Consider the following 23195-nt stretch of genomic DNA (forward strand, 5'->3'; position numbering starts at 1 on the left):
AAAAATGTAATCTATTGGTGGAGAGTGAATCCCTAGGTCAAATTAACTCTTCATCAATTATCCATGGATGCCCATCAATCGGAGAGAAGCCGTTACATCATCTCTTATTTGCCTGTCCTTCTCTTCTCAGCTTCTGGATAGCGGTCACCAACAATTTGGATCTTGCCAATCTCATCATTGATTACCTTCATCTCCCTTTCGGTGAAGACGATTTCAGTTGCTGCAACATTTTCTGAGATTCGATTGAAATTTGTTGTCCCTGGAATGGGTACAATAGAGGGTTTCTGAGCAAGAATCCATGCTAGTGCGATTTGCGCTGTGGTTACATTTTTCAACTCGGCCAGTTTATTCAAATAATCGATAATCACCTGATTCGCTTCCATCGCTTCCTTAGTAAACCGCGGAAGCTCGCCCCTGTTGTCGTTCTCGGTGAATGAAGCATTCTTGTCTAATTTCCCGGTAAGAAATCCACGACCAAGGGGACTATAAGCTACCAAACCAATTCCCAATTCATCCAGTACAGGAAAAATGTCTTTTTCGATCTCCCGCCACCAAATCGAGTATTCACTCTCCACTGCCGTCAATGGTTCAACGTAATGCGCACGGCGAATCGTTTCAGCGCTAGCCTCTGACAACCCCCAATGGAGGATCTTTCCGTCTTTTTTCAACTGTTGCATGGTCAACGCCACTTCTTCAATTGGAACCTTTGGATCTACACGATGGATGTAGTATAAATCGATATAATCTGTTTGTAATCTTTTTAAAGACCCTTCAACCGAACGGATAATTGATTCTGGCCGGCTGTCAAGTTCATTTGTTAAGCCATTGATCTTAAAACCGCCTTTCGTTGCAATCTGTACCTTATTCCTATGCCCTGCGAGCGCCTCACCAACAAGCTCCTCATTTGTGTAAGGCCCATATACTTCCGCTGTATCAAACATCGTGATGCCAGAATCAATAGCGGAGTGTACAACTGAAATCATTTCACCACGGTCTTTTGCTGGTCCCCGGTGGTAGTTTAACCCCATACATCCAAATCCAAGTTCAGACGTTTCCAAACCGTTGATTCCTAAAATTCTTTTCTTCATAACTTTCTCCTTTCCTAACCGAGTTTTTTATTAAGCCAGAAATTTGTGTAATGTCATTCCATTCAAAAGCACACGATACAATGCGTTATGGATCTTCAACTATTAAATAATCCATGCACTGAGGTCTGTCGCCAACAGGCTACCTCGCTATATTCTTATGGTAGTTTTAAGTGCGAAAAATTTCTAATACCTATATTGAATTTTTTATCATGCCTAATATGTATCGTATAGGTTTTTAGACCTTAGCTTGGGATAAGAACTTGTACCGTTAAAACAAAAAAAGCCGCTAATTAGCGACTTTTCATAGGACAATGTTGATGTCTCCCAATATTTATTCTTACTTTTGTTCTTGTGAAATTAGGTTTACATTACATGCCTTTTGATTTACTCCCAAACACCAACTTTCTCCACACAAACTCAAATGGTCCATATTTATATTGCTTCATAAGAATTGTTGAAATACATACTTGAATAATAAAGAACACGATACAATAAATAAATGGCTTTAGTAGAGTAAAATCTTTTATAATTGTACATCCGAACCCGAACTTCTACGAAGTAGAGCTTCGACATGCTTATGAAGAACAACAATCGAAAATGGCTTGGTGATATAGTCATCCGCTTGCTGATCAAAGCTCATAATCTATGTATATTCATCACTCATCGCTGTCAGCCTCAGGACAGGGACCTGGCTTGTTTTTCTAGTCTCATTTCAAATTTACTCCCATATCGTTATTAATCTACTTATTTTTAGTATATCCATGAAATTAACATACTTATGTGAAACTAGTATGAAATCGAGAACATAGCATCGCGCCACTTATAACGAAATATCATTATCACGGTAATAAAAAAAGTCCCTATGTCTATTGTAGACATAGGGACGATTGAACAACCGCGTTACCACCCAGATTGTACAAATGGTGGCCTTCGCTTGATCACGGGGCTCTTTTAACGTATATTGCATTATTTTCAGTCATCGTAATATCTCAGCAAGAGTTCATCTTTCTTGAGTCTTACTCCACCATTTTACTAGCAACAAATCCAAGGTCTACGATATCAATCTTGCCATCGCCATTAAAGTCCAAGTGCTTGATTTGTTCCCAATCCATGCTCTCGGAAGTTTTGCCGTAATTGGCCGCGATAATAGCAAGATCTCCGATACTCACCTTATCGTCATTGTTAACATCTCCCGGGATTCCCGGAGGTGATGTCTCTGACGTAATCTCAATATTGATTGAAGACGGGGCAGCCGTGGTTTCTTCTCCTATATCATTCCCCATTGTTGTATCGGTCACGGATATAGTTGCCGTAATTGGTTTCTCCACAGTTGTTGCTTTAAATGTCAGATCCAGCAGTTGCACATCCGAAGTTATGGCATTGTCCGCTCCTATACTCGCCATAATAAACCGTAGCTTGCCTGGTGTATCCTTTACAATCTCTACAAGACTTACACCATCTTTCACCGGCTTAGCGTCTATGAATTCGAACAAGCTCGGGTCATATTCCATCCTGATGTCGACTGCGTAAACACTTTGTATCACACTGTTTAATCCCAATTGAACGGCAAACTCCTTACCGGATTGAACGCTTTTAACAGAAGATAGTGTCGTTGTTGGTGTATCTGGCTCTAGTGTGATTGTGTCTTTGGTTGTGACCACAATCGAGCTGAATCCAGATTTGATGCCATTACTGTTAACCGCTCTGACTTTAATAGTATAGCTGGTATTAGCCGTCAATCCACTTAGGTTATAGCTCTTGGAATTAATCGTATCAAGTAAGCTGTTGTTCAAATACACCTCATAGCCTGTAATGTCCACATTACTAGTGGATGCATCCCAAGTTATCATGGCCGTTGTATCTTTCACATCAGAAGCCTTAAGATTCATAGGTGCTGTTGGTAGAGTCTGATCTGTGATGTCAATACTTACTGAATCACTCTTCGCAGATTCATTCCCCGATTTATCGATCGCTGTGACAGTTACCGTATAAGAGGTGCCGGCCATAAGATCCTGAACCATTAAGAACGTTGTACCCGTGCCGTTAACATAGGTGATCTTGTCGCTGTTACCATCATTTACGTATACTTTATAGCCAAGAACATCATCATCTGCAGGAGCCGTCCAGCGTACGATTACTGAGTTCTGCGTAACACCATTTTCATCGATGGTAACTCCCGTAGGTGCAGCAGGAGGTGTGGTGTCGCTGTCTGCTCTCTCATAGCCCGTAAGACGAATTTCTGCAGCAGAGGCGAATAGTTTCCCACTTTCAGCGCTTAGGGTTTCAACCCCGTAAAGGCGGATTGCCTTCGCAGCAACAGGAGCGAATTGAACATCCTGCCAACCTGTCATACTCCAATTCCCTGTTCCACCTGGCACATCAACGAACTCGGTACCGTTTGTGCTGTACTGAATTTTATATTTTTGGATGATACCGTTAGCTCCGCCACCTGTACGCGGCATATAACGTAGTCCATCAACCATGTAAGGCTTATCAGATAATGTAAGAGTAATATAGAGGTTCTCGCGTACATCGCCCTTCCACAATGAATGCCATACCGTATTTGGATTGTTGTCCAGAACTAGTCTAGCAGGCCCTTCATTCGCACCACCGTTAGCCTCCACACTACCTGCTGTAGCGGTATACTGTGTAACTGAAATATCCCGATCGCTTGAGCCTGCATGATGTGGTCCTGTAATGATATAAACAGCGGTATAGTTACCCTTAGCAAGTTTAATCATATCCCCAACGACAACGGTGTCTGTACCTCTAATCTCTTGCGTCCCATGGAACACGCTAACCTTAACTCCAGGACTATAGATGAGATTATCAAGCAACTTATCTACCGTTATTGTCTGATCTTGCGGTACACCGATTGTTTTGCCAGCAATATTTACGGTATATACCTTTGAACTTATTGATAATAGCTCTGGATCATGAACGATCAAGAGGGTATAACTCTTTTCAGTCTCTTCTTTCTTAAGCTTTAAGATATCATTCGTATGGATTTCTTCCGTTCCAGTAATCTCTTCCGTTCCGCGGTATACTTTCAAGTTAACACCTTCGTCATAGACGAGATTCGAAATAATTGTATCCACGGTCAGTGACTCGCTGTCGAGAATCGAAATGGTCTTGAGGTCTTGATTTACAGTATACACGGGAGAATCTACATTAAAGGAGACTGTACCCGACTCAAAAGCACCAATATCAGGAATTCCTGTAACTGAATTGCCGAAATAGTCTCTGCCTCCGTTATCCTTGATCGGTTTTCCAGCGTTTACAGCTGGGGAACCAGATTGCAACTGGTACCCGGTCAAGCTTGAAGTATCAACTGGACGACCTTCTCCTGTGCCTCCCGTGCCGGGGTCAACGAACAATGGATCTGCTGTAATCACTGCTCTATCATTGGAAGGTGTGTTCTTGAAGTTATAAAACAGATTGTTTTGCCAATCAATATTATGTTCACTAAAGTTAGCTTCTTCATGCGGTGTATCCCCAGGATAGTAAAAAATATTATTATAGAATTTAGCATCAGAGTTACCACCACTGCCGTACATAAATTTCTTGTAGCCATCCGCCTTCATGTAAACTGTATTATTATAAGCCATGGCACCAAAGGTTCCTGTTCGCCAATCGATTACTCCGTGCTCGGTATCATCATTCTGACTGATATTGTAGCGGAATATGCCATTAAATCCGTACAATCCAGGCGTATTGCACCACATAAACGTACCGCCCGCGTTATCGTGCACATAATTGTACTGTACTAAAGTGCCATCATTCAGCGCATCGATTTCAATACCCTGCCCATCGCCTGCTCGTTTGGTATCGTATACCTCATTGAACTGGAAAGTCGTATTGTCCGAATTCCAGTTGAACAGGCCTACAGCATAGGAGCCGCTGGAAGCAGCACGATATACTAGGTTATTTTCTATGACAGCATCTTTATTGTTATCTATAATAGCGCCATCACCATCGATATCGTAAATGAGATTGTTAGCTAAATAGAAGTCTTCATATGGCTTCCATGCGTACCCTGCTCTTCCCGGAGCATGGTTGCTTGGATATGGCCCCCATTTCGTATCCGTAGTTTCCGCTCTGCGCGCCCACACCGATACAAAATTTACACCTGAACGCCCTAAATCGTAAAGCTCACTGTTCGTAATACGAATATCATTAATTGAAGTAGGAATATGCTCTGAAGCTGGAGTATTCGGCTTTGCCTGTACCTCCATCAGGATCCCTCCGGACGATTTACCCTGGTTCGTATCCGGCCCATGGAATCCATGAATAACGAGGTTGTCAAAGTAAAAATGATTCAGATCTCCTGCGTCCTCCCCCGTAATGTTGATCCCTCTATGATACACCTGAGAATCTGGCTTATGGTTTGGTCCAGACAGCTCCAGATCGCGTACTTCCCAATAGGACTGATTATAGAATGAGATAACATTGTTAACCGTAACGGTTGTGCTGAACTCAGCACTCATTAATGTAGCTGACCAGTTCTTGTCGCTTGGCTCAAGTATTGGCCGCTCACCATCCTCTTCACCGTAGCTTGCAACTATTATCGGATAACCATCTACACCTGAACCTTTAGGCTTAAAAGCCCCCTTAAATCGATCACCTTTCTTAAAGTAGATATGGTCGCCTGGCATAAAATCAATCGTATTCAGCTTGTCGATTGTCAGGAACGCTTTGTCAGGACTACGTCCATCGTTGTTGTCAGAGCCTGAATTCGCGACATAGTAACTCACGCCTTCCGCTACACCAATGGTAAAACTAGCTGGAGTCTTTTCCCCTTGATAGATTGCCTCAATCGTAATTGTCTGCTCTGATGAGTTCGAAGGCAGACGATTGAAGTTAAAGGTAGCTTGAAGATTATCACTGTCGTAGGCGAAGTCTTTCGTATTTAACGTTTTGAACTCACCTTCGTTTATTTTGTATTTAAAGGTAAAATCGGACGTCACAGGAGCAACGGATGGCTTCCGATCCAATAGGGCTGTAAGCGTACCGTTAGAAGCGGATAAGCTCTTTACCTTCGCCGTTATCACTTCCTCCCCTGAAGCAGCAATAGGGAAATCAAGTGTCAGGGTCGTATTCGTTTGATACGTCACATACATCGTAATTGTCTGGTCTACGGGCCCGGCCTCAATCGGATCAAAATTCATTGTAAAGGTTGTTTTATCGTCACTTACACTCGACCCGGTAATCAACAATGGTGAAGTCACATCCGGGTTAATTGAAGAAGAGTATGAGACTTCAAAATCTTTTGCAGAGGGGGCAGGAGCAGTTGCATTGAATACAGACGTTATGGTCCCATTCTGAGCGCTTACCTGCTTGAGATCACTCTTAACTGTCAATTTAGCATTGTCGATATAAAAGTTGTTTCCTGCCTGATTGGATTCAAGCCATGCGAATAGACGTGCACGATCAGTGCCAATAGGCGTGAACTCTATCGAATACTGGGTCCAGTCATTTTTTGTCGCCTTAACCGTAAGCTGTCCGCTACCGTGATTTTTAACACCTATCTGCATGGAACCTTTAGATGCATCATCGGCCTTCACCCATACGGTGTATTCGTAGGTTAGCCCTGGTTGCAATCCTTTCACATCCTGCTCCAGAGAACCGCCAGCGGTTGCACTTTTGACAGCATAATTTCCATCATGAGCATTCCCTGCACCTTCTACCTTTACTGGGCCACGGTATGCATACCAATTGTTAAATGCCTCTTTTACGGAGCCGTCATTGGGAATCAAGTCCGCATCTTCAAAGCTGGAATTCTTAAGCAAATTCATCTCTTCTAAGGTGACGCTAGATGCCGCATAAAGTGAGTTTTGTGGAAACAAAGAAACGAATAGTGTAAACACAAGAGACATAGCCAAACTTCGTTTGAAAAAGTCATATCTTCTTTTCATTTTCATCCACTTCAGACCCTTCTACTATAAAATCTAGCAATGATTGTAAACGCTATCCAAAATATTGAGAGTACGCCAACTTCATCTCAATTCTCCGCAAATGTAACAGGGTTATTGTCACTTAATTGCTGCAGCAATTGTTTATAGTAGCCACTTTTCAAGAAATCACTGGTGATTGCAATCTTTTGCTGTGTAAAATCTGTTTTCACATCGGTTCGAGAAATAATCTTTCCTGTTCTTTGCAAATTACCAAATGTATAAGAAAATTCCTGACCCGCTTCACCTGACCTCAGAATATCCGCTAGTTCCGCGTCCGCATTATCAAGCGACTTTAACTGACTCCAATCGATCGTATGCTCTTCCGCACTTCCATTGTCTGTAATTGAATAGACGATCTGATCTGCGTGATTGTACAGCGCGATGTTCTCTTCAAAATAAGCACGCGACTTTGTTAACAGAGGCTTATCCGCATTTGCAGCTAGATAGTCAATGATTTTCACTTCCAGATTACTAGCAACGTATTGATAATAACTATAAATATCGAATTGTTCTGGACCATATATCGCTTTACCATTCTTCTTATCCACTTTCCGCTGGGCGTTCTCAATCTTCATCTGTTCCTGCAAATGTGTCAAAGAATAAGGTCCGTACAACCCTAGTTTATTCCCTAAATAAAACTGTGCGCTGACGCTCTGGGCTATCGCTTTCGTTCTCTGGTCCAATAGGTCGCTATTATCGATATCATCTACTTCACGTTTCGCTAATTGGTGATAGAATTTAACTTCCTCCTGTTCGATTACACGGGTAAAACCAGAGTAAGAAAAGATCTGTTCTGTGATGCCAGGCTGCTGCCTTTCCTCATCAGATTGATTAAGAAAACCAACCAGCATAACGACCGCCGCTAAAGAAAGTATGAATCCCATAATAGTCAACAAAGGGGATTTCCGTGTGGAAAGAGAACGAGTCTTACGCGACATCATGAACACTCCATTCTAATGTTGAGTTGAACCATATGTACTGTGTCGACCTCCTTTATATAGTTAAATAGATTATTTATACCTAAGTATGTTATGGGCATAGGACTTTTCTGTAAATCAATAATAATGCAACAATCACATAAAAATGCAATCATTCACCCACGTCCAGCTCTCTGTATTTGTTGATATAGTGGAGATGAATCGACAGTTTTTGCATATAACCCGTGATATAGTATTCGCGAAAGTATGGGCTATAAGAACAAATCTATGAAAAAAACGAGAGGAGTAAATCTATGTATTTCGATTTTTATTCCGTGAATGACTGGATCGAAACCTATCCGATGAGTGTGAAAACCGTTTATAAACTTTACACATTGCCTGACTATGACATCAATCATCGAATCATTGAAAGCAATAAATACATATTGTTTTACACACTTGATGGTGAAGGTAGTATTCAGGTGGATGGACAAGAGTTTCTCGTTCAATCTAACAGCCTTATTTTTGCAAACGCCACCAAATCACTGGCCTACCAATGCTCAGGCGACCAATGGAACTTCTGGTTGTTTGAGTTTAAGACAGAGCCGTTCTTATTAACCCCCAACTATGTATACCACACACCGTTCAAAATGGACTATTTCGATCTGTGCGATCAAATCCTTCTAAGTCTAAAAGAAGATCGGCAGCAACTTGCCTCTGCTTACTTCTACCTCTTCTACTCTATTCTCGCGAGCACGCTGGAGAATGGCGTGAATTCTTTTAATATAACCGTCATTAATAAAAGCCTGGAATATATGAAGGAAAACATCATGAATTTCTCTGTTCAATCACTCTCCCGCTATTTGAATATCCCGATACGTACATTGTTCTATATATTCAATAAGGAAGTCGGAACTTCGCCTAATCGATATTTTCAGGGGGTAAAGACGGAGCTAGGGAAGGAATACTTAGAAATTACCAGTATGAACATTTCAGAGATTTCTCACGTCTTAGGTTATTGTAGCTCAAGTCATTTTTCCACGGTGTTCAAGCAGTTTGTTGGTGTTAGCCCCGCTCAATACAGACGTGAGTTCGAGCTCCGGAATTTGGGGTGAGATTTGGCAGAACAAACAAAAAAAGCCGCTAACTAAGCGACTTCTAATAGGACTATATTTTTGTCCCGCGACACCTATAGAGACCCTCGTACAACTAGACATGCCTTTGAAGCTTAATGCTGCATTCTGACGTTGTTGCAGTGATATACTCCATATAATTCACAGAGCCGTTAAAGTTTAAATAAGCTTCATAACGCATGCGGATTGCAGGTAAAGTAATCAAATCCAGAACATGTTCCTTTGGAACCCACCTGCACTCGCTCGTTTCATCCGAAGTAGCTAACTCTCCACCTACAGCTTTGCATACGAAATCAAACATGACCTTCGTAGGAACATCAGTCACACCGTCATACCATTTATGGATCGCTGTATTCGAAACAACACTAATTACATGGCTAACCGTGGCGTCTATTCCACTTTCCTCTTTAATTTCACGAATCACGCCATCAATCAGGTTTTCTCCGACTTCAGTTATCCCACCAGGATACACCCAACCATCGTCATGGGCTTTTACTAATAGAATATTTCCATTTCCATCTTCTACAATTCCGCCTGCCGATACAATATGTGTCGGAAACGCCATTTCACGACCTCCTAAAAAGGAAAGATTGCATATTTATTACACAAGGTTCCTGTACTTTCCTGCTTTCGTGAAAATTATTTGCTTGAAAGTACTCGCGAAACGATTGAAATATCAGCAGTAACAGGTTCAATATCCTCGAGGTTAACTATATCCCTGCAAGTATCCTCATGGCAAAATGACAAGTGAATTGAACCTTTCGAAGTTGCGGAGTAAACGATACAAGAACTTGTGCCGTTAAAACAAAGAAAAGCCGCTAATTTAGCGACTTTTAATGAAGTACTATGACTTTGTCCCGCAACATTATCGTATGAATCCCATCATTGCATTCATATGTATATTTACTAACAACAAATTACAATGAATCACAGATTAGGTCAATTCGCTTTTACACACAGGTTAAAATAGGGTATACCAGGATCTAAACAACCCGGCTATAATGAGTACGATTCCAGGATCTATATAACCCTTTAAGCGCCTACTTGAATGATGCTCCCATCTTGTTAAAGCGATGTCTATCTCGCTCATCCCTTCACGTTTTTTCTTGCTTCGTTTGAGATATCGTTTCATATCAACATAAAGGGAATGCAATAGCCAGATGATGCTCAGCAAATATAAAGCCAGAGCGACATAATCATTCCACATGATTTCACTCAGATCCCCGCTAAGGATCCTCCGGAGCGTTACAACATATCCTGTTCCTACTTCTTGTTCCATATCCATGCTTCCTTATCTGTCTGTACTAAGTTGAGTGTCAATCATCTGTTTCTTCTAAAGTAAGTACCAATCTCGAAATAATCGACCTAGATTACCAAAAAAACCAGATAAAATTAATAAAGCGAAAAACCGTACTATCCGAGAATCTTCTTCGTTCTCTTGTCCTAACATCCGAATCCCTTTTCCACTTAGGTAAGCTCGCTCTCTTCTCCATCTATGGATCAGCTTCACAATCGGAATGATGAGGATGTTAATGATGAGGAAGAGCACACTTATCAAGAAAAATCCGAGTCCTACATAATGGTTCCACTTAAGTTCTTGACTTTGTCCATGGAATATATAGTAGATGATCTCTTGGTATCCTAGGGTACCTGTATCAGTTACTTGGTACGCTAGATCTTCGAGTCCAGGAAACACATTTACAAAGAGAATAACAATAGACAGAATGAGAAAAGATATCAGCCCTATGCCTAGCAACACAAGATCTATCCAGTAACTTCCCATAACTTCTTCCCGCTGATCTCGATTTACATAGAACAGCGCTTGTCTGCCTTGCGTTACTCTTCGATATAATTTCATCGTGCCTCTAATCATCCATAAGCAAATGATGGCTACCACACAAACAAGTAATAAGATACCAGTGACTAATGTAGTACCATTCAATATTTCAATCAATATGAATCGACCTCTGCTGACTGTTCTAGATGTAAATTATTGAACTCTTCTTAATTCAAAATATAATGGGACAACACACTTTGTACTTCGTAAATATTCGTACTTTTATTAAAGTTTTTCTGAATCGGCACCGTGCTACTGGAGATATAAATTTTAAGTTCTGCTTCCATGTCGAGGTGTCCCGCTGTCTCAATAGAATAATGTGAGATACTTTTATAGGGAATAGAGTGATACTCTACTTTCTTGCCTGTTATTCCTTGTTTATCCACAATAATGAGTCGTTTGTTCGTGAAAATAAACATATCTCTTACAAGTTTGTATGCACGTTCGATCTGTTCACTTGGAGCAAGCAATGGAGCGAACTCCTTCTGTATCTCAACTAAATTAACCTGTGAAGCATTACCTAATAAACCATCAAAAAAGCCCATTCTTCATCCCTCTTCCTTATCGTTTTGTTCCCATATTATATCGGATTTTTTTTGAAATAGGCAGTGAAAATCAGGAAATATAATTTACAAATATAAACAGTCTGTCCTTTTGTCGCGAAAAAAGGTACACACTCACCGATCTACTAGGAGGCGTGTACCTTTCATTTTATTTATAAATTCGGTTCGTCTAGCACAATGGTTTTGTTCATCTCAGTCCAAGCAGCAGGTCCGATAATGCCTAATCGCCACAACGCGATTCCTTTAAGATCATAACGCTTAGCAAGACCTATCTTGCTGTTAATACTGGCTGCGTCTTCACTCCCTCTGGAAATACCAAGGAGTAACTTGTCTTTACTTGTCTCCTTAAGCGCAAGACGAATCGCTTCATCTACTTTAGCAATGGGCTCTGGGCCGTTTTCATCTTCAAAAGCATAGGCCATAATGACAAGTTCATCAGCAAGGTTACCCAAGGTTTTATAATCGTATCCTTTATAAGAGCTATTTATCGGATGTAAAACAACGGTTAGGGTTAGTCCTTCAGTATGAGCACGTGTAGCAATGGCTTTGATGAAAGCATTGTAATCACTTTTTACTTTGGAGAAATCTCCGGTAAGTCCAAGTCCTTCGAAATCTAGTGTAATTCCTTTAAATCCTTTCTCAACTGCGGTTGTGACAATACCATCGATTGTCTTTGCTTGAAGCTGTTTATCCTCTAAATTCTTCGTAAGCTCCCTCTGCCCATCAAGGGCATATACCATGAATGACGGAGACACTCCAAGGAGAGCTGCATCTTCTATAATTCGTTCTCCAGTTACTTCTCCTGCCGGAGCCGGCCATTTGTATTCATCCCCTGTTGTGGTGAAATTCCCTTGACGATCTATTCGTCCCCAGCCAAAAGCAGCGGAATCTAAACTTGGAAGGTACTTTATTTCATCATAGGAACGAAGCGCATAAAATCCAAGCGTATACATTTCTTCTCTTGGAGACGTGATGGATACCGTTTTGGATGCTTGATTCCAGCCCACTTGGGCTCCAAACTGCTGGCTAAAAAAGCTAAGTGGAATCATCGTCGTACTACTGATCGTTCGCGGCGCAAGGGTAAGCGCAATGTTTTGACCATTCACCTTCGCTGTTTTGTTTCCCATCGTTAGTTCAACGGTCTTACTCCCTTGATCCGTCTGTTTAGTCGCAGTAATTTTCTTCAACTTCTGATTCCACTGTACCTCAATACCGAGTGCCTCAGAAATGGCTCGAAAAGGAACCATCGTCGTTCCACTAACCACTACAGGCTCTACCGGAAAAGGAAGTGGATACCCATCCAGTACAATCTGTACTTGTTTGACTGCTGCATAAGTTGATGGAAGACTAGTACCTCCCACGGTTCCTCCTAATAATATGGCGCAGCTTAATAGCATTTTTCCCCATGGTTTCATCTGTTTTCCCCATTCTTCTATAATAGTTAGACGATAAACTACTAATCTAGCAGCTCTCACTATTTTACTATAAAAAAAGGGGGTTGGGTTATTTTAGATAAGTTGGATAATAAAAACAAAAAAACCGTAATATACGGTTTTTTAGAAGTACATCTATGAACGAGCAGATTATAGATACAAAGCGTCTACATACTGCTTGTCTTCTTTTTCAAGAGGAGTATATCCTTCTTTTATCATCGTTCTAACTGTCGTTTCTTTTAACACCCATATCAAATATTTGTTCAGCAATGCCCAGAGTGCAAATCCTACAAGGAACGCAGGCAAGAACGAAGTGGACACCAGGATGGAGAAGAACATAATGATAATCTGTGCAAAGATAAAGTACAGAATTATGAGCGTTGGTGCAATCATTCGTGTTGGTTTTACTTTGCGATACACCTTAAACAAGTGAAAAGAACCGACCCAATTTAACGACCCCGTTGCTTTAATCGGTACTTCAAGTTCATTGTTTTCTTTTTCAAAAGTGAGCACATTTTTTTTGTTTTTCGTTTGTTTCAAGGACAAATCCACCTCTAGTTACTTATATAATGACATGCTATCTACAGAGTAGCACATTTAATCTTCATAATCGAATCGACACAAATCCATATTAGGCAGGCCGGGATTAGGAACGACATCTTTATCCAGTTTACCCAGAATACCTCCATCAATTCGATGACTTTCAAAATTAGATATTTAATTCTTTAACTGCATCTCTAAATATTCGTAAGGATTCTTTTCTTTGATTCAGATCGTATATGAATGACAAAGCCATAATTTCGTCAAAATGAATCTTTTCACGTAGTTGATAAATTTGATTCTGAATGGTCTCTTTAGAACCTATAATATGGCTCCGTTTGATCTGATCTAACATTTCCTGCTCCTGTAAGGTGAGCAATTTCTCATCGATTACCTTAGGTGACTCCATACGTAGCACCCGCCCGCGTTGCAAGTAAAATGTAAATCCGATGGATGTCCCGGCGATTGCCCAGGCTTCTTCATCCGTTGCTGCCGCGATGACACGGTGAGCGATGAGCGCATATGGATTACGAATTACTTCTGACGAACGAAACTCTCCACGATACCGATGTATTGCCTCTGCAGCTTTCTCTTCCTGGCCTGGAGAGAAATAAGCAAAGGCATATTGCAATCCCATGCTTGCCGCAATATTTGCACTTGATAAACCTGTTCCAAGCATCCATAATTCCGGAGGATTACTAACTCTCGGTGTAGTCATTAGCCCTCGTAAGGGATGATTAGCAGGTAATGTTCTACTCATATATTCTTGGAGTTCCTTTAATTGATCTTGAAAAGTGTCTGGCTCTGACTTCCTCTTGCCCTGAAGCGCTTGAGTAGAAGCAGGCGTACCTCCAGTTGCCCTGCCTACACCCAGATCCACACGGCCAGGTGCTAATGCAGAGAGAACTTTGAAATTTTCAGCAACTTTATATGGACTATAGTTCGGAAGCATGACTCCCCCGGAACCAATGCGAATTTGATTCGTTATTGCCGCAAGATAACCAAGTAGCACTTCGGGAGAAGAGCCTCCCATGGCATCTGTACTGTGATGCTCTGACACCCAATATCGGTAGAGTCCAAGGTTATCTGCATATTTGGCAAGCTCTATCGTTTCCTGGAAAGCAAGTTCTGGAGTTCCTTTTCGCTTAAGAGGAGTTTGATCGAGTACACTAGCACGCATCAATCCATCCCTCCTTCATTTTATTCACCAAGGTACAATTCTTAAGTGACATACTACACAAATTCAATTAAGTATTCAAACTTTTGAATCTTAATAGAAGTGTGGCTATCTAGTGGGTAATCTAGATTTTTCTTCATTAATAGGTTCAAGAAATCAAACAAAGCCGTCTCAAAATGAGAAGGCTTTGTTTGATAAGTAATTTTATTTTTCAAGGTGATAAGTGACGGTTGAGATGACAACATCCTTATGGCGGAACAGATACGCACGAAGCAGTAGACTGGTCTGATTATGAAGTACATACTGCCACCAATGTTTGGTAATAAACTGAGGTATCAAGATCGTAATGTGATCCGTCTCTGTTTTTTTCCATTCCACCGTATCAATAAATTTAATGAGAGGTTTCACAATACTTCGGTAACTGGATTTTAAAGTAATCAACCTTACACCCGGATTCCAATCCTCCCATTTCTCCTCCATCTTACGAATGCTTTCATCATCAAATCCGACGTATACTGCTACCACATTATCTGTTAACGACTTGGCGTAACTTAACGAATTACGAACGACACTCGTAACTCCTCCAATCGGAACAACAACCGTGCTGCCTTTCACTTGAATTTTGTCTTCCTGAATATTAATTCGAAGCTGATCAGCTACTTGATTATAATGGCGATGAATGCGCATGAAGACCCAAATAACTAGCGGTAAGAAAATGAATATCGACCACACTTGACTGAACTTCGTGAAAATAAAGATAAGCGTAATGCTGAGTGTCGTCAGCATCCCAATGGTGTTAATCAGAAGCTTAAATTGCCAGCCCGATGGCTTCAGTTTGATCCAGCGAATCATCATGCCTAGTTGCGACAATGTAAAAGGGATAAATACCCCGACCGCATACAGTGGTATCAAACCTTCTGTATTGCCGTGAAATGCAATAACAAGAATGGCAGATAGAATACCTAGAAAGATAATTCCATTGGAATAGCCTAAGCGATCCCCTCGTACGAGAAACATATGCGGCATAAATTTATCTTTTGCTAGCATAAAGGCTAGAAGCGGGAATGCAGAATAAGCAGTATTTGCTGCAAGGAATAGAATCAGTGCTGTAACCCCTTGAATGATGTAATAGATCGTACCTCTGCCAAATACAGAATTGGCAATTTGGGAGACAACGGTTTCTTTTTCACTTGGTGTAATCCCATACCAATATGCAAGTAAACTGATCCCGAGAAACATAAATCCAAGAATAGAACCCATCATAATTAATGTTTTTGCAGCGTTTTTTTCTGCTGGAGCCCTGAAGTTTGGAATGGCGTTAGATACCGCCTCTACTCCTGTTAGTGCGGAACAACCAGAGCTGAATGCTTTTAGCAAAAGAAAAAGACTGACATTATTAGCTGCTGTCCCCCACTCTACGGGAACTACTGGCTGAGCGCCACCCATCGCGTATTTAATAAATCCAGTGACGATTAGTACAACAATAGCTATAACAAATAAATAAACCGGCAACGCAAGGACAGATGCAGACTCCGTAATCCCTCTTAGATTCAGAATCGTTAACAGTACAATCATGATAAGTGCAATAACAACCCGGTAATCATGCAATACTGGAAAAGCAGATGTGATGGCGTCCGTTCCTGCAGAAGAACTAACTGCAACGGTCAGGATATAATCCACGAGCAGGGATCCCCCTGCGAGAAGACCGCTCGATACTCCGATATTATCCTTGGCTACAATATACGCGCCACCACCTGTTGGATAAGCATAAATCGTTTGTCTGTATGAAAATATTAGAATGACCAATAACCCGAGTACAGCAAGCGAAATAGGAATGGAATACCATGCGGCTGCAACGCCAACTGCCATCAAGACGATCAAAATTTGTTCTGTACCATACGCTACTGACGATAACGCATCGGAAGAAAGTACAGCGAGTGCCTTAAGTTTACTTAGCTTCTCTCCTTCTAATTCGCTGTTTTTCATTGGACGCCCAATGAGTAATCGTTTAATTCTGCTAACCATAGTGATCTCCTCTTTACTCCGTATCTTCTTCATGTTGCGTAATTCAATGTCCCAAATCATCTGAATTTCGTTTAATATCCCCTTAGCAGAAGAATCATACTCCCTCAGCCTTCTCGTGGTAAAGTGGCTCGAAAGTGTAAAGAATATAACGGTAGTCGAATTTGTTCACAATTTGTGGATCGGAGTTGCAAAATCTCATCGTAGCTTTCTTTCTCTCGTTCGCTTGTGATTTTGACACTAAAAATGAAGAATTTAAAAAATAAAAATGAGTAAAAGGGAACTTTATTTACGATAAATTCGTCTATGTTGACGTTGCGAATTTTACATCATGAGAAATGAAAGGATTGTTGAAGAATGAAGAAAATGATTTTGATGTTGATGACATTTACTCTGGTCATCGCTGGATGTGGATCGAAGAAAGTGGAAACCGTTAACGTTCCCGTAAGTGAGTTAATGGATGGTGTTGTAAAGCAAGCGGAGTTTAATAGTCAACAATTTATCTCAGAAAACATTAAGGAGAACACAGAGATAGCAGAAAATTTGAACATTGACCCCGCATCTATTGAAGAAGGACAATATTTTAAAGCAATGATTAGTGTTCGTGCAGACGAAATTATTATACTCAAAGCAGCAGATGAATCAAAAGTTGAGGAATTGAAATCAGCCCTGGAAAAAGAAGTATCCAACCAAGAACAAATTTGGAGTACCTATCTTCCGGATCAATATGAGAAGGTGCAAAATCACATTATTAAGCAGCAAGGTAACTATCTGATCCTCATTATTGCAGATGAGCCTGAAAAACTAGAGCAAACATTCGTAAGTATGCTGACTCCAGAAAGCAAATAAATGAAGGGCACGAGGAATGACTGGAGGAGATAGCCATGGTTTTTAGCTCCGTTGCCTTTTTGTTTTACTTTTTACCCATAGCTTTACTGCTTTATTATGTAGCGCCGCAGCGTTGGAAGAATGCGGCGCTTCTTCTTATTAGTTTGTTCTTTTACGCTTGGGGAGAACCCATATATATCCTTCTCCTTCTGTTTTCTTCTGTAGTGGATTATCTCAATGGGCTCCTTATGGAACGTTATGATCACCGTGAAAAAATACGCCGATTGATTCTCGTTTTTTCGCTGATTGTGAACATCGGTGTACTGTGTTTTTTCAAGTATGCTGAATTTCTAATCAATTCCCTAAATGGGCTATTGGGCACATGCTTTGCGGTACTTGATCTCCCGCTGCCGATCGGCATTTCTTTTTATACATTCCAGACGATGTCATATATGATTGATGTCTATCGCAGAAGTGTTCGTGCTCAACGAAGTTTTGTAGGCTTTGCCGCGTTTGTATCGATGTTTCCGCAGCTCGTAGCAGGACCTATTGTTCGCTATGACGATATTGATAAGCAGCTGGTCAGCCGCAAAGTAACTATGGATCTTTTTGCAAGTGGAGTTCGTCGATTTATTATTGGCCTTGCAAAAAAAGTACTGCTGGCAAATAACATTGGCATGCTGTGGGATGTAACGTTAGCAGGCAGCAGTGAGCTGACAATAACCGGTGCTTGGATCGGGATTTTGGCTTTTGCCTTCCAGATTTATTTTGACTTCAGCGGTTATTCAGACATGGCCATTGGACTTGGTAGAATGCTTGGTTTTGATTTTCCTGAGAATTTCCACTATCCTTATATCTCGAAAAGCGCATCTGAATTCTGGCGAAGATGGCATATTACGCTGGGTTCCTGGTTTCGGGATTATGTATATTTTCCACTTGGGGGGAGCCGAGTTGGTCAACTCAGACTGCTCTTGAACCTGTTTATCGTTTGGTTTTTAACCGGATTATGGCATGGAGCAAGTTGGAATTTTGTACTGTGGGGTCTCTATTTTGGATTATTGATTGCCTTGGAGAAACTATGGTTTGGTAAGTGGCTGGAAAAGGTTTGGCGTCCCTTTCGACATCTGTACTTGATGTTTGCTTTGCTCATAGGTTGGACTCTCTTTGCAATAGAAGATATGAGTGCACTCCAGCATTATCTAGGTGTTATGTTCGGATTTATACAAACGGAAGGGATAAACGGAACAAACCTGTATTATTTGAAAACGTATGGAATGTTGCTGCTGCTCCTAGCGTTTGCTTCTACACCCGTGGCTGCGAGACTTGCTGCAAAATTATACTCCCGAATGAATTCCACAGTAATGGCCATTCTGGAAGTCATTGTGTTAACGATACTTCTTATTGCATCTACAGCTTACATTATTGATGATTCATATAACCCATTTCTGTATTTCCGTTTCTAGGAGGTGAATACTGTGAACAATAAAAGAGCAATCATCGTGACAAGCGGTTTTCTTCTGTTTATTAGCGGCTTTGGCATCTGGAGTACGTTGCAGCCGGACCGAACTTTATCCGAATTTGAGAATCGGGTTTTAGCTACGTTTCCCACCTTTTCCTGGGATAAAGTATGGAGTGGACGCTATGCGGATCAGCTAGACGACTATCTAGTTGATCAGTTCGTGAACCGGGATAACTGGGTTGGACTAAAATCAGACATGGAACGCTTCTCTGGCAAAGCCGAGAATAATAATGTTTTTTTTGGAAACTCAGACTATCTGTTTGAACGGTTTACATATAACGGGGAGCAACTAGAGAAGAATATACAACAGATTGCACGTTTTGCTAAACGCCATCAAAACACTATGGATTCATTCTCTCTTCTGCTCGTACCCAATTCGCAAACACTGAACGGTGAGTATTTACCGTCATATGCTGCGTCAACGGATGAACCACAGTCACCTCTGATGGATCGAATTTTCAGTGAGCTAAGTGAAGTTATATCTCCGGTGGATATTAGAAATGTACTGAATCAAAAGAAAACTGCTGAACAAATCTATTATCGTACCGATCATCACTGGACAACTCACGGAGCATATTATGGGTATAAGACATTTGCTGAATCAATCGGGCTCCCTCCTATTCCTGAAGAAAAGCTGAAGAAGAATGAGATAAGCGATTCATTCTATGGAACCTTTTATACTAAAGCGAATCAGCGTAGCATCACTCCTGATGCACTAGAACTGCTTGAGACACCCCTTCCTGAATATGAGGTATGTATACAAGGGCAAGAGAAGTGCGAGCGGTCTTTCTATGACATGAATGCGCTGAATGAGAGGGATAAGTATAAGGTTTTCTTCGGAGGGAATTTCCCGCTTGTTACGATAACCGTTCCTTATGAGGATGAGCGAAAGGACCGCAGTATTGTCGTGTTTAAAGACTCTTATGCCAATGCAATGGTCCCTTTCCTTGCCCAGCATTACTCCACCGTTCATATGATCGATATGAGATTCTTCCGAATGGACGTAGATCAATATCTTGCTGAACATCAGTTTGATGATATGCTTATGCTCTATAGTGTGGCGACTGTTGCCCAAGATGATATTTTTAAATGGCTTAATTAATCCGTATCTGCGTATAGGTACAGGTGATATGAAACTTTTTCCTATGCGCTGTTTTTTATGTAATTATGTTAATCCTATATAGTTAGTTAACGTATTTAATATTATGTAAACTAAATTAGTCCTATCATTTTCAGTATCCTATGAAAAAGGGCTGCCTATTAGGCAGCCCTTTTCTTCACATTTATCATAATAAAAGAATATTAACCATCTATGAGTCCCTTTTCCACGAGGTAATTCCGTGCTACATCCTCTTCTAGGAGAGCATCAACATCAACTTGTGCGTTTAATTTCTGCATATCTTCTTCCTTCAAAACCCCACTGAGCTGATTTAGTACCTCTTCAAGCTCAGGATACTGTTCTAGTGTATCTTGGCGAATAAGGGTGGAAGCATCATATGGAGGGAAAAATTCTTTGTCATCTTGCAAAATAACAAGATCATGAACTTGAATCTGTGCATCTGTCGCATAAGCATTCGTTACATCCGTTTCTCCTGCTTCAATAGAGCGGTACATGATTCCATGATCCATCCCTTTTTTCTCCTTAAAGTCCATTCCATATAGGTTTTGGATACCTGGGTAACCATCATCTCGATCTAGAAATTCAAACTCAACACCTAGTACCATATCTTTTGATACTTTTGCCAGATCACTAAAGGTTTTGAGATTATGTTTATCTGCTGTCTCCTTCGTTACGGCAAGAGTGTACGTGTTGTTGATTCCGTATGGCTCAAGGAATTTCAGCTGATCTCCTTCAACCAGCTCGCGACTCTTAGCCAGAGTGTCTTCTGATGATCCTGTTTCCTGTTGATAGTAGTTCGCTACAATTGTTCCGGTATACTCCGGGTAGAGCTGAATTTCGTTATTTTTAAGAGCAGACCATACAACGTTAGAGCCCCCTAGATTTATCTGACGATTCACTTTGATATCTGTTTTATCCTCTATCAGCAGCGCGAGCATATGAGCAAGAACTACATTTTCTGTGAAGTTCTTAGAACCCACCGTTATCGTGTCTCCGTCTTTAGCTTGATTATTCGAACTCATGCAAGCCCCAAGAAGTAATGTTGTAGCTAGTACCATGGCTAATCCTGCACCTAATTTTAATTTCTTCAATAGTCAAGTCCTCCTATTAGTTAACTAGTTTCTTTCCGACCTAAGTAGACTGCATCAGACGAATCGTTTCGTTATACTTTCAATCCTTTGGGTGTAGTTGCTTTCTCAAGCAGACCAAGCAAGTAGTCAATAAGTAGTGCGAGAAGTGCTGCTGGGATGGCTCCGAGCAAGGTCAGTGCATCGAGGTTCCGCTGAATTCCGAGGAAAATAAACTCTCCTAAACCGCCAGCACCTACAAAAGCGGCAAGTGTTGCTGTACCTACATTAATGACCGCCGCCGTGCGAATGCCCGCCATCATCACACTAAGTGCTAAGGGAAGTTGAACACGGAACAGAATTTGACGATCGGTCATCCCCATACCTCTCGCAGCTTCAATAATTGCAGGATCAACGTCCGTAATCCCGGTGTACGTATTTCGAATAATAGGCAATAAAGAATATAAAAATAAGGCAACAATGGCTGTATTCATTCCAATTCCGAAAAAAGGAATCATAAAGCCCAGCATTGCGAGACTCGGAATCGTTTGTAATATTCCAGCTGTTCCAAGCGTGATCCCTTTTAGAACTTTAAATCGAGATATGATAATCCCAAGTGTAATCCCTACCGCTACAGCAATAAGCATAGAGATGACTACCAACTCAATATGAACAAAGAGCGAGTTCACAAAATCATCTTTTCTCATATTGAATTGGTAAATGAACTGCTGGAAAATAGATTGATCTCTCATGACAACTCCTCCTTCTCGTTACTCCACTGAGAAGCAAAAGCGGTCAGTAGACTGCTTCGAGTAACAACTCCTGTGATAACCCCGTTTTGCGTTACAACAGGAATGATTCCATAGGGCGCTTCATTGATTAAAGCCAGTGCATCTCTCGCCGTAGCCGAATCTTCAAGCACAAACGATACGGGGTGCATAATTTCTCCGATATTTGATGCTGTTGTCTGGCTAGACAAATCATAAGCGGATACAATTCCGAGTAATTTACCTTCCCTATCACTTACCAACAAAGTGTCGGTCTTGCGTTGTCTCATGAAAGTCATGGCTTTTGCTGGACTTCGTTCTGCTATGGAAGTGGAAGGATTCTCACGCATAACATCGGTAATTGGGATATATTCTGGATTTTGATAAATACGGTTTTTACCAATAAATCCTTCTACAAATTCATTTGCCGGGTTACTTAGAATCTGATCCGGGGTATCAATTTGTACCAGTTCACCGTCTTTTAGAATGGCTATCTTATCACCGAGTTTAAGTGCTTCTTCCATGTCATGAGTAACGAATACGATCGTCTTTTTAAGATTCTGCTGTAGTCGAAGTAATTCATCTTGTAGTTGTTCACGTGTGATGGGGTCGAGCGCACCAAAAGGTTCGTCCATTAAAATAATCTCTGGATCGGCTGCAAGTGCCCTAGCTACACCTACACGTTGCTGCTGTCCGCCTGACAATTGTTTTGGATAGCGTTTTGCAAATGCCTCTGGAGCAAGACCAACGAGACGAAGCATTTCAGTCACGCGCGATCTCTTCTTTTCAGGATCCCATTTCTTTAGTTCAGGGATGAGACCTACATTATCTTCAATTGTATAATGCGGGAACAAACCTGCTTGTTGTATGACATACCCCATATTTTTCCGTAATGTGACTGGATTCTCTTTCGAAATATCCTTCCCACCTACATAGATCTTTCCACCGGTATGAGGAACCAGACGGTTGATCATTTTCATAGTAGTGGTTTTCCCGCATCCACTTGGGCCAATGAGGACAAGGATCTCTCCTTCACCAATTTCAAAACTGATGTTTTTCACTGCTTCATAGCCGTTCGGATACTTCTTGCTGACATTCTCAAATTTAAGCATGTGTTTCTCCTACCCCCTGCCACTGTGCATGATGAAATTTAGTTGTGAGTAAATATAGAAAAGAAAGTACATTCGTCACTTCATTACGATAACATAGTTATTCAGCACTAACAACCTA

Annotated in this window: 18 protein-coding genes and 1 pseudogene; 4 read left to right on the forward strand and 15 right to left on the reverse strand. The window is 41.1% G+C overall.

The window, feature by feature from the left end; translation table 11 throughout:
* Nucleotides 1-104: 104 nt before the first annotated feature.
* The 4 genes and pseudogenes from KFT32_RS15895 to KFT32_RS15910 form a co-directional block, all read right to left on the reverse strand.
* Nucleotides 105-1088, reverse strand: a complete 984-nt coding sequence (locus tag KFT32_RS15895) for an aldo/keto reductase (RefSeq protein ID WP_211748210.1) — start codon at nucleotides 1086-1088, stop codon at nucleotides 105-107.
* Between the two features lie 368 nt (nucleotides 1089-1456).
* A pseudogene (locus KFT32_RS27700) lies at nucleotides 1457-1621 on the reverse strand (DUF418 domain-containing protein); the annotation flags it as partial.
* A gap of 483 nt (nucleotides 1622-2104) precedes the next feature.
* A complete protein-coding gene (locus KFT32_RS15905) occupies nucleotides 2105-7009 on the reverse strand; it encodes a fibronectin type III domain-containing protein (RefSeq protein ID WP_211748211.1) in 4905 nt (1634 codons plus the stop codon).
* An 80-nt stretch (nucleotides 7010-7089) separates the two neighbouring features.
* Nucleotides 7090-7983, reverse strand: a complete 894-nt coding sequence (locus KFT32_RS15910; RefSeq protein ID WP_211748212.1) for a hypothetical protein — start codon at nucleotides 7981-7983, stop codon at nucleotides 7090-7092.
* Nucleotides 7984-8273: 290 nt separating this feature from the next.
* Here KFT32_RS15910 and KFT32_RS15915 point away from each other — a divergent pair, with 290 nt between their 5' ends.
* Nucleotides 8274-9074, forward strand: coding sequence for a helix-turn-helix domain-containing protein (locus KFT32_RS15915; RefSeq protein WP_211748213.1), 801 nt, complete (start codon nucleotides 8274-8276; stop codon nucleotides 9072-9074).
* A 94-nt stretch (nucleotides 9075-9168) separates the two neighbouring features.
* Here the strand turns inward: KFT32_RS15915 and KFT32_RS15920 are convergent, their stop codons facing one another.
* From KFT32_RS15920 to KFT32_RS15955, 8 genes are all read right to left on the reverse strand, one after another.
* Complete coding sequence (locus tag KFT32_RS15920; RefSeq protein ID WP_211748214.1) at nucleotides 9169-9657, reverse strand: NUDIX hydrolase; 489 nt, start codon at nucleotides 9655-9657, stop codon at nucleotides 9169-9171.
* 396 nt (nucleotides 9658-10053) lie between these two features.
* Nucleotides 10054-10371 (reverse strand): hypothetical protein, encoded by a 318-nt coding sequence (locus tag KFT32_RS15925; RefSeq protein WP_211748215.1) that lies wholly within the window; start codon nucleotides 10369-10371, stop codon nucleotides 10054-10056.
* A 54-nt stretch (nucleotides 10372-10425) separates the two neighbouring features.
* Nucleotides 10426-11046: a hypothetical protein gene (locus KFT32_RS15930; RefSeq protein ID WP_211748216.1), complete on the reverse strand. Its 621-nt coding sequence runs from the start codon at nucleotides 11044-11046 to the stop codon at nucleotides 10426-10428.
* A 50-nt stretch (nucleotides 11047-11096) separates the two neighbouring features.
* A complete protein-coding gene (locus KFT32_RS15935) occupies nucleotides 11097-11474 on the reverse strand; it encodes a PH domain-containing protein (protein ID WP_211748217.1) in 378 nt (125 codons plus the stop codon).
* Between the two features lie 170 nt (nucleotides 11475-11644).
* Complete coding sequence (locus KFT32_RS15940) at nucleotides 11645-12907, reverse strand: stalk domain-containing protein (protein ID WP_211748218.1); 1263 nt, start codon at nucleotides 12905-12907, stop codon at nucleotides 11645-11647.
* Nucleotides 12908-13075: 168 nt separating this feature from the next.
* Nucleotides 13076-13465 (reverse strand): hypothetical protein, encoded by a 390-nt coding sequence (locus KFT32_RS15945; RefSeq protein ID WP_211748219.1) that lies wholly within the window; start codon nucleotides 13463-13465, stop codon nucleotides 13076-13078.
* Between the two features lie 169 nt (nucleotides 13466-13634).
* Nucleotides 13635-14645, reverse strand: coding sequence for an LLM class flavin-dependent oxidoreductase (locus KFT32_RS15950; protein WP_249435924.1), 1011 nt, complete (start codon nucleotides 14643-14645; stop codon nucleotides 13635-13637).
* 201 nt (nucleotides 14646-14846) lie between these two features.
* Entirely contained in the window at nucleotides 14847-16667 is a 1821-nt protein-coding gene (locus KFT32_RS15955) for an APC family permease (protein ID WP_211748221.1), read from the reverse strand.
* Nucleotides 16668-17021: 354 nt separating this feature from the next.
* Here KFT32_RS15955 and KFT32_RS15960 point away from each other — a divergent pair, with 354 nt between their 5' ends.
* Genes KFT32_RS15960 through KFT32_RS15970 form a run of 3 tightly spaced genes read left to right on the forward strand, consistent with a single transcriptional unit; the run spans nucleotide 17022 to nucleotide 20113 of the window.
* On the forward strand, nucleotides 17022-17513 hold the full coding sequence (locus KFT32_RS15960) for a DUF4358 domain-containing protein (protein WP_211748222.1): 492 nt from the start codon (nucleotides 17022-17024) through the stop codon (nucleotides 17511-17513).
* Nucleotides 17514-17548: 35 nt separating this feature from the next.
* The gene (locus tag KFT32_RS15965) at nucleotides 17549-18955 is read left to right on the forward strand and encodes an MBOAT family O-acyltransferase (RefSeq protein ID WP_211748223.1); all 1407 of its coding nucleotides are present in this window, start codon (nucleotides 17549-17551) and stop codon (nucleotides 18953-18955) included.
* 12 nt (nucleotides 18956-18967) lie between these two features.
* On the forward strand, nucleotides 18968-20113 hold the full coding sequence (locus KFT32_RS15970; RefSeq protein WP_211748224.1) for a DHHW family protein: 1146 nt from the start codon (nucleotides 18968-18970) through the stop codon (nucleotides 20111-20113).
* 200 nt (nucleotides 20114-20313) lie between these two features.
* Here KFT32_RS15970 and KFT32_RS15975 read toward each other — a convergent pair whose 3' ends face one another.
* The 3 genes from KFT32_RS15975 to KFT32_RS15985 all read right to left on the reverse strand — a co-directional run bounded on the left by KFT32_RS15975 (nucleotide 20314) and on the right by KFT32_RS15985 (nucleotide 23077).
* The gene (locus KFT32_RS15975) at nucleotides 20314-21222 is read right to left on the reverse strand and encodes a glycine betaine ABC transporter substrate-binding protein (RefSeq protein WP_249435920.1); all 909 of its coding nucleotides are present in this window, start codon (nucleotides 21220-21222) and stop codon (nucleotides 20314-20316) included.
* A gap of 71 nt (nucleotides 21223-21293) precedes the next feature.
* The gene (locus KFT32_RS15980; protein WP_211748225.1) at nucleotides 21294-21950 is read right to left on the reverse strand and encodes an ABC transporter permease; all 657 of its coding nucleotides are present in this window, start codon (nucleotides 21948-21950) and stop codon (nucleotides 21294-21296) included.
* Nucleotides 21947-23077, reverse strand: coding sequence for an ABC transporter ATP-binding protein (locus tag KFT32_RS15985; RefSeq protein WP_211748226.1), 1131 nt, complete (start codon nucleotides 23075-23077; stop codon nucleotides 21947-21949). The genes KFT32_RS15980 and KFT32_RS15985 overlap by 4 nt, the downstream gene beginning before the upstream one ends.
* Nucleotides 23078-23195: the final 118 nt, after the last annotated feature.

This window comes from Paenibacillus sp. Marseille-Q4541, assembly GCF_018310695.1.
Classification (GTDB): domain Bacteria; phylum Bacillota; class Bacilli; order Paenibacillales; family Paenibacillaceae; genus Paenibacillus.

What these genes read in the sequence shown, in the direction of transcription:
- KFT32_RS15895 (WP_211748210.1), bottom strand. Translation starts at nt 1,088, where the DNA reads ATGAAGAAAAGAATTTTAGGAATCAACGGTTTGGAAACGTCTGAACTT.
- KFT32_RS15905 (WP_211748211.1), bottom strand. Translation starts at nt 7,009, where the DNA reads ATGAAAATGAAAAGAAGATATGACTTTTTCAAACGAAGTTTGGCTATG.
- KFT32_RS15910 (WP_211748212.1), bottom strand. Translation starts at nt 7,983, where the DNA reads ATGATGTCGCGTAAGACTCGTTCTCTTTCCACACGGAAATCCCCTTTG.
- KFT32_RS15915 (WP_211748213.1), top strand. Translation starts at nt 8,274, where the DNA reads ATGTATTTCGATTTTTATTCCGTGAATGACTGGATCGAAACCTATCCG.
- KFT32_RS15920 (WP_211748214.1), bottom strand. Translation starts at nt 9,657, where the DNA reads ATGGCGTTTCCGACACATATTGTATCGGCAGGCGGAATTGTAGAAGAT.
- KFT32_RS15925 (WP_211748215.1), bottom strand. Translation starts at nt 10,371, where the DNA reads ATGGAACAAGAAGTAGGAACAGGATATGTTGTAACGCTCCGGAGGATC.
- KFT32_RS15935 (WP_211748217.1), bottom strand. Translation starts at nt 11,474, where the DNA reads ATGGGCTTTTTTGATGGTTTATTAGGTAATGCTTCACAGGTTAATTTA.
- KFT32_RS15940 (WP_211748218.1), bottom strand. Translation starts at nt 12,907, where the DNA reads ATGAAACCATGGGGAAAAATGCTATTAAGCTGCGCCATATTATTAGGA.
- KFT32_RS15950 (WP_249435924.1), bottom strand. Translation starts at nt 14,645, where the DNA reads ATGCGTGCTAGTGTACTCGATCAAACTCCTCTTAAGCGAAAAGGAACT.
- KFT32_RS15955 (WP_211748221.1), bottom strand. Translation starts at nt 16,667, where the DNA reads ATGGTTAGCAGAATTAAACGATTACTCATTGGGCGTCCAATGAAAAAC.
- KFT32_RS15960 (WP_211748222.1), top strand. Translation starts at nt 17,022, where the DNA reads ATGAAGAAAATGATTTTGATGTTGATGACATTTACTCTGGTCATCGCT.
- KFT32_RS15965 (WP_211748223.1), top strand. Translation starts at nt 17,549, where the DNA reads ATGGTTTTTAGCTCCGTTGCCTTTTTGTTTTACTTTTTACCCATAGCT.
- KFT32_RS15980 (WP_211748225.1), bottom strand. Translation starts at nt 21,950, where the DNA reads ATGAGAGATCAATCTATTTTCCAGCAGTTCATTTACCAATTCAATATG.
- KFT32_RS15985 (WP_211748226.1), bottom strand. Translation starts at nt 23,077, where the DNA reads ATGCTTAAATTTGAGAATGTCAGCAAGAAGTATCCGAACGGCTATGAA.